Raw genomic sequence first — 6,745 nt, 5'->3', positions numbered from 1 at the left:
AGCCGGGGATGATCGGCTGCCCCGGCTTCACTGGCCTGAGCCTGGGCAGGCGATGCAGGATCACCAGATCGGAGGCGAGGCGGTCGACATGCAGGCGGTTGGCGAGCCAGCGCCCCGGCCGCCAATCGAGCTGGACGCTCGGCGCCTCGAGGAACAGGCCCTGCGGGTCGGACAGCCGCAGGTCGCGGATGCGGGCATGGCGCCAGATCGATCCGTCGATCCGGCCGATATGGATGCGCAGCCCGCTCGACGGCGTGAGCTCGCCGATCCGGTCGACGATGAAGCGGTGGCCCGCCGCGGTATCGATCCCGAAGCCGACGCCACCGGCGAAGATCAGCAGCACAGCCACGATCCCGCCGAGCCAGCGCACCGGCCACGGCCAGCGTCGGCGCGGTGCGGGAGACGGCAAGGGCGTCTCGACCGGGATCGCGTCGTCCGCCATCAAAAGGCCTGCCCCAGCGAGACATAGACCGCGACGCGGCTGTCGCCCGGCTGGCGATTGATCGGCGTGCCGATGTCGACGCGCACCGGCCCGAAGCTGGTATAGTAACGGAAGCCGAGCCCGGTGCCGTAGCGCAGCCCGGTGAATTTCGGCAGCGACTGGGTGTAGAGATTGCCGCCGTCGAGGAACGGCACCACCCCGATATTGCCGAAGCGGATGCGCGCCTCGAGGCCGAATTCGGCAAGGCTCGAGCCGCCGACCGGATCATTGTTCAGATCGCGCGGGCCGATGTCCTGATAGCCGAAGCCGCGCACCGAGCCGCCGCCGCCGGAATAGAATCGCCGCGACGGCGCGATGTCGTCGCTGTGGGCGCCTTCGATCGATCCCAGCCGCACGCGCCCCGCGAGCACGACATGGTCGCCGACCGGCTGGTAGGCGGATCCGTCGAGCTGGACGCGGACATATTCGAACGGCTTGCCGCGAAACGAGATTTCGGGAGAGACATGCGCGGCCAGCCGATAGCCCCGGGTCGGGTTGAGCAGGTCGTCCGACCCGTCATAGGAGAGGCTGAGCGGGATCGCGCCGACATAATAGGTCGCGTCGCGCTCTTGCCCGGTCGCCAGGATGCCGTCGCGCTCGTTGGTGACGACGAGCTCGACCCCGTAGCTGTAGATCCACTTCTTCTGGAAGATGATGTTGGTCTGGCGCTCGATGTCGGCGGCGAGATCGAGCGTCTTCGCCTCGAAGGCGGGGACGTTGAGATGGTCGGCGGTCAGCTGGACGACCAACGCCTGGTCGCGGACGCGGAAATCATTGCGGCGGAAGATCGCCGAGGCGAGCTGTTCCTGCGTGCCGAGCACACCGCGCAGCGTCAGGCTTCCCTCGGGCGGAAAGAGGTTGCGGTGCGTCCAGTCGACCTCGGCGGTGACGCCCTGGCCGCTGCCGTAGCCGAGCGAGCCGGCGGTGGCGGTGGTCAGATAGCCGAGTTCGCCCGCGGTCGTGCGCGGACCGGTAACATAGCCGAGCGAGGCCGAGACGGTGCGCGGCGGCGCGGGTTCGAGATGGACGTCGAGATCGAAGACATTCGGGTCGCTGGTCCGGGTCGGCGTGACCTGGGCAACCGAGACGAGCCCGGTCTGGATCAGCGCGCGGCGCAGATCCTCGATCAGCGCGGCATCGTAACGGTCGCCCGGATGCAGCCGCGAGATCAGCTGGAGATGCGCCGCCCCGAAGACATGCTTGGCGCCGACGAGGTGGAAGCTGCCGAAACGCATCTGGCGGCCGGGATCGACCTTGAGGGCGAGCACCGCGCGATGCGTCGTGTGGTCGATCTCGATATCCGGGTCGGCGACGGTGGCGAAGGCATAACCCCTGGCACCCAGTGCGGTCTTGAGCGCGGCGATCCCCGCCGTTACCTTGTCGACGTCGACCGGGTCGCCGTCGCGGACGCCGAACGCCTTGGTCAGCGCGGCGGACTCGGATCCGGTCGCGGCGATACCGGGCAGCGTGACGCTGGTGAAGCTGTAGGCCGCCCCCGGGGTCGCGACGAGCGTGACCTGCAGCCGCGGCGTGCCGACCACCGGCCCGGTCTGGTTGGCGACGCGGGTGTCGACCTCGGCGTCATAATAGCCATAGGCGCGCAGCAGATCGCGCAGCAGGTCGGCATCCTCGCGCGCACGCCGATCGATCTGCGCGACGTTGGCGGGCTTGCCGGCATCCTGGCGCAGCGAGGAGAGCGCATCGAAACGGTCGCGCAGGCCCGCCGCGGCGACTCCGTCGAGGCCCTCGAGCGTGACGAGATAGCGATGGTCGCCTGCCGCATCGATCGTCGACGCGGCGGCATCGGCCGGCTGGGCGACGATCGGCGGCGGCGTGACGGTCGCCGGGCCGGTGCCGCTCTGCGCGACGGGCAGCGTGCCGAGCGCGCTGTCGGGCTTGGCGAGATCAGGCCAGGCGACCCCGAGATCGGGGAGCGGTGCCATCGGCGAATCGGGATCGAGCGTCGTATCGCCCGGCGATGGCCGGGGCGGCACGGCGGGGGTGCCCGACACGACCGGCGTCTGTCCAGGTGCCGCTTCCGGGCAGACGGTGAAGAGGATCGCGGCGCAGGCGCATCGGGCGCGGCGCCGCGCGACGGCAGGCGACATGGCGGGACCCTAGCGTCTGCGTGTCGCCTCCGCCAGCATCGTTGCGCGCGCCCCGTCCGGTGGCGCTAGTGGACCATCCCCGCCGGCTGCGGGTCGCCGAGCACGAGAATGGCCCGACCGACGCGGCACCAGCGCGTATAGTGGATGTGGTTGCCGACGTCACGGCTGCGCTCGGCCCGCGTCGCGGCCTCGGCCAGCGCGCTTTCGCCGAACGTGTCGAGCAAGGCCGCGGCGCCCTCATAGGCTTCCCGGTCGACGACAAATTGTGTCTGTTCCAGCACGCGACCCCCAACTCTGCCCGTGCCTCGCCCTAGCGCGGACCGCGTTAAGCCGTGCCGCAGGGAGAAGGTAAAGATCGGCGATACCATCCGCGCGGCGTCGGCTGGCGCGCCCGTCCGGATCGTGGCAGGGGGAAAGCATGACGGACAGCAACGGGCCGCGGGCGGGCGGCTTCCTCCTCGCCATGTGCATCCTGGTCGGCGCCGTGATCGGTACCGTGAAGGGCCAGCCGAGCATCGGCGTGATCGCGGGCACCGGTGTGGGCGTCGTCGTCGCGGTCGCGCTGTGGCTGCGGGACCGGATGCGCAGTCCGCGCTAGATCGGGCGACCGCGCTGCATCCGCCGATCCGGGATGACGCGGTGGGACGGGAGACGCCCCCTAAAGTCGCCGGCCCGCCCATAGTACGCGCCCGACGACATCGACGCCCCCGGCGAGATCGACCGGCCCGGCCTCGGGATTGTCGCTCCGCACCACCATGGCTTCCCCCTCGCGGAGCAGCCGCTTGACCAGCAGCGCGCCGTCGATCCGCAGGACGTAGACGCCGTCGCGGAGGCGATCGCCCGCATCCTTGCCATCGACCAAAATCTCATCGCCATCGGCAAGCGTCGGCAGCATCGAATCGCCGCGCACGCGGATCATCGACAGGCCGTCGCTTCCGCCGCCGGGGCGCAATCGTCGCAGCCATTGCTCGGAAAAGCCGAGCCCCGCCGCCGACACCCGGTCCTCGCCCACCGCGCCCGGCCCTGCCGATGCGGCGGTATCGAGTAGCGGCACGATCGCGAGCGCAGCGGCGCTACGACCCTGCGCGTCCGCCTCGCCTCCCAGCCAGGCCTCGGGCACGCCGAAATAGCGCGCCAGCCGCTGGCGGTCGGCCTCGGCCAGCCGCCGGGGCGATCCGCGCTTGAGGAACTGCTGGATATAGGCGGGATTGCGCCCGATCAGCCGGGACAGCGAGGCGCAATCCTCGCCGCGTTCGTCGATCAGCCGCCCGAGAACGGCACGGGGCACCTCGCCTTCCATCGTCCCTACTTACCGATAGGAAAAATCCTAGACAAGTAGGATTTGAAGAACAAAGCATGACCCCATTGAGTCGGTCGAGTTCGAGGGAGGTCCTGTTCCATGCATCTGCTCACGCGCATTCAGCGGCATTTGCGCTGTACGGGAATGCCTCCGGCGCGGTTCGGCCGCGAGGTGGTCGGCGACCCGCGCTTCGTATTCGATCTGCGCAATGGTCGCGAACCGCGCGGCGACATGACGGCGCGCGTCCACGCCTGGCTCGACGCGCAAGGCGAGTGCGTCCGATGAGCCGCTGGCCCGCCGACCGCGCCCGCGACGAACTGCTCCGCACGCTCGCCCCGCATGTCGGGCCGAGCGTCATGCTGGCCGCGCACAGCCGCGACTGGGCGAGCGCGCTGTTCGTCGGCGCCCGACACCGGTTCGCGCTCGCGCTCGAAGGACCGGATGCCGCGACGCGGGTGGACCGCCTGTGCGCCGCGCTGCCCGAGATGGAACTCGACCTGCGCGGCGGCTTCGTCGCCGATCTTCAGGCGGTGGCGACGATCCGCGGCGACCGCCCCGTGCTCGGGATCGAGGCGCTGACGATCGAGGAGCCCGAAACCTTTGCGGTCAGCCGCGCCGGGCGGCGAGTCGGTTGAGTTCGTCGAGCGCGCCGCGCAGCGCCGGGCGCATGTCGCGCATCGGCGTCGGCACACCCGCGGCGGCGTCGCGATCGGCGTTCGCCGCGCGGCGCGCCATACCGGCGGAGAGGCGCTCCATCATCGCGGAAATGCTCGACTCGCCCTGCGCTGCGACGACGGGCGCCGGATCGGCGATCGCGGCGACGGGGGCCGCATCGGGTTCGGCGACCGCCTCGGCAGCAGGCGCAGGCGCCGGCTCGGCCATCGCCGTCAATGCTGTCGCGACGACGAGCGGCTCGGCATCGATAGCCTGGACCTCGAAGGCTTCGGGGACCGCGACCAGTTCGACGGGAGGCTCAGGCTCGACCGGCACGGCATCGTCGATCGGATCGTGCGCGACGACGACGGCGTCGTCCGTGTTATCCGCCGCCGCCGGGTGCGCCGCGACGACGGCCTCCGGCACGGATGACGGACCCTGCGTACCGACATCCATGAACGGCTCGCCGAGATCGCGGCTGGCGCGGATCGGCGGGCGCGGCGGCGCATCGGGGTGGCGATCGGCACGGCGCATCCGGACCGGACCGTCGTTCTCGCCGACGATCGGCGCCATCGGTTCGCCCAGAACGTCGATGAAATCATCGTCATCCGCCACGGCGACGGATTTGGTCGGACGACGCATCGCGACATAGCCGATGCCGCCGCTGACGACCGCCAGCACCAGCGCGAGCGCGGAATGGCCGAGCCGGCCGTGATGGCCGAGCAGCGGCACATGGTCGAAGATCGCCGGCGGCATCGCCATCGCCGCAAACCCCGAGGCCGCCGCGAGCGCGAGCGCGAGCGGCGCCTCGAAGCGCCAGCGGTCGATCGTACGGAGGATCTGCGTCGCCATTGTCATTCGTCCCGATCGTCGGACCTAAAGCCCCGCGGCCAGCATGGCGCGCGATGTCGTGCTTTTCTGTGCCAGAAGTTGGTAAACGGGAAGATAACGTTTCGCGTTGAGCGCCCAGTCGCGCTCCGCCTCGACGAAGCGGCGCCCCGCCGCCCGTCGCGCCGCCCAGCTGCCGCGGTCGGCGAAGACGCCGGCCAGCGAGGCCGCGATGGCCGGCGGATCGTCGGGCGCGAACAGCGTGCCGGTCTCGCCGTCGCGGATCAGCTCGCGGTGGCCGCCGATGTCGGAGGCGGCGACGAGCCGGCGCTGCGCCATCGCCTCGAGCGGCTTGAGCGGGGTGACCAGATCGGTCAGCCGCATCTTCTTGCGCGGGTAGCAGAGGATGTCGATCAGCCCGTAATAGCGCTCGACTTGGTCGTGCGGGACGCGCCCGACGAAGCGGATGCGACCGGCGACCGGCGAGGCGAGCGCCTGTGCCTTGAGCGCATCGGCGCGCGGCCCGCCGCCGACGAGCAGCAGATGCGCCTTCGGCCGCGCCGTGACGAGCGCGGGCATCGCCGCGATCAGCTCGTCTATCCCTTCATAATCGTACAGCGAGCCGATGAAGCCGACCACCTCGGCATCGTCGAGCCCGAGCTCGGATCGGAGCGCCGCGTCGGGCGGCGGCGGATCGCCGAACAGCGCCAGGTCGACGCCATTGGGCGACACCATGATCTTGCGCGCCGGCACGCCGCGCGACACCAGGTCGCTGCGCAGTCCCTCGCAGATCACCGCGACCGCATCGGCCCGGCCGACTGCCCAGGTCTCGAGCGCGCGTGTCGCACGATACCGCAGCGAGCCCTCGCGCCCGGTGCCGTTGCCGACCGCCGCATCCTCCCAGAAGGCGCGGATCTCGTAGAGCAGCGGCAGCTTGAGACGCTTCGCCGCGGTACGCGCGGCGAGCGCGGTGAGCACCGGAGAATGGGCATGGAGAATATCGGGCTTGAAGTCTTCGGCGGCGCGTTCGATCGCGCGGGTGAAGGCGCGCACCTCGCGGATCTCCGAGACCACCGGGCGCCCCGCCGCCAAGGCACCGCCGCGGAAGAAGCGCAAGCCGTCATGCGTTTCCCACTGGCCGTCGTCGATCGCCGCCTCGGCGGCATGGCGCGCCCCTGTCACCCCCGCGACCTCGAGCCCGAGCCCCTGCTGCGCCTTGAGGATCGCCCGCGTGCGAAAGGTGTAGCCGCTGTGGAGCGGTAGCGAGTGATCGAGGATGTGGAGGATCCGCATCAGGCCTGGTCCCGCATCGTGCGCCCCGCATCGTCCGTCCCGCCGTGGGACCTGTCCGGACGCCTGCCCTGCCACGGCAAG

General features: G+C 70.7%; 8 protein-coding genes and 1 pseudogene (1 of these 9 cut by a window edge). 3 read left to right on the top strand and 6 right to left on the bottom strand.

Going from position 1 to position 6,745, the window contains the following annotated elements; genetic code table 11:
* The 3 genes and pseudogenes from Q0326_RS14705 to Q0326_RS14695 all read right to left on the bottom strand — a co-directional run.
* A pseudogene (locus Q0326_RS14705) lies at positions 1-442 on the bottom strand (translocation/assembly module TamB domain-containing protein) (it extends 3,734 nt beyond the left edge of the window).
* A complete protein-coding gene (locus tag Q0326_RS14700; RefSeq protein WP_298691803.1) occupies positions 442-2,589 on the bottom strand; it encodes a BamA/TamA family outer membrane protein in 2,148 nt (715 codons plus the stop codon). Before Q0326_RS14700 ends, Q0326_RS14705 begins: the two are co-directional and overlap by 1 nt.
* Before the next feature lie 65 nt (positions 2,590-2,654).
* Positions 2,655-2,870 (bottom strand): hypothetical protein, encoded by a 216-nt coding sequence (locus tag Q0326_RS14695; RefSeq protein WP_298691801.1) that lies wholly within the window; start codon positions 2,868-2,870, stop codon positions 2,655-2,657.
* A gap of 137 nt (positions 2,871-3,007) precedes the next feature.
* Between Q0326_RS14695 and Q0326_RS14690 the strand changes: the two genes are divergently transcribed.
* On the top strand, positions 3,008-3,187 hold the full coding sequence (locus tag Q0326_RS14690) for a hypothetical protein (protein ID WP_298691799.1): 180 nt from the start codon (positions 3,008-3,010) through the stop codon (positions 3,185-3,187).
* A gap of 60 nt (positions 3,188-3,247) precedes the next feature.
* Here Q0326_RS14690 and Q0326_RS14685 read toward each other — a convergent pair whose 3' ends face one another.
* Positions 3,248-3,889: a S24 family peptidase gene (locus Q0326_RS14685; protein ID WP_298691797.1), complete on the bottom strand. Its 642-nt coding sequence runs from the start codon at positions 3,887-3,889 to the stop codon at positions 3,248-3,250.
* A 99-nt stretch (positions 3,890-3,988) separates the two neighbouring features.
* On the opposite strand from Q0326_RS14685, the gene Q0326_RS14680 reads away from it, so the two are divergent.
* Positions 3,989-4,174, top strand: a complete 186-nt coding sequence (locus tag Q0326_RS14680) for a hypothetical protein (RefSeq protein ID WP_298691795.1) — start codon at positions 3,989-3,991, stop codon at positions 4,172-4,174.
* Positions 4,171-4,524: a hypothetical protein gene (locus tag Q0326_RS14675; RefSeq protein WP_298691794.1), complete on the top strand. Its 354-nt coding sequence runs from the start codon at positions 4,171-4,173 to the stop codon at positions 4,522-4,524. The genes Q0326_RS14680 and Q0326_RS14675 overlap by 4 nt, the downstream gene beginning before the upstream one ends.
* Here the strand turns inward: Q0326_RS14675 and Q0326_RS14670 are convergent.
* Positions 4,496-5,395 (bottom strand): hypothetical protein, encoded by a 900-nt coding sequence (locus Q0326_RS14670; protein ID WP_298691792.1) that lies wholly within the window; start codon positions 5,393-5,395, stop codon positions 4,496-4,498. The genes Q0326_RS14675 and Q0326_RS14670 overlap by 29 nt on opposite strands.
* A 24-nt stretch (positions 5,396-5,419) precedes the next feature.
* A complete protein-coding gene (locus Q0326_RS14665; RefSeq protein WP_298691790.1) occupies positions 5,420-6,664 on the bottom strand; it encodes a TIGR04063 family PEP-CTERM/XrtA system glycosyltransferase in 1,245 nt (414 codons plus the stop codon).
* Positions 6,665-6,745 lie beyond the last annotated feature (81 nt).

It is taken from the genome of uncultured Sphingomonas sp., assembly GCF_937859915.1.
Classification (GTDB): Bacteria; Pseudomonadota; Alphaproteobacteria; order Sphingomonadales; family Sphingomonadaceae; genus Solisphingomonas.
This window is presented reverse-complemented; position numbering and strand designations above follow the sequence as displayed.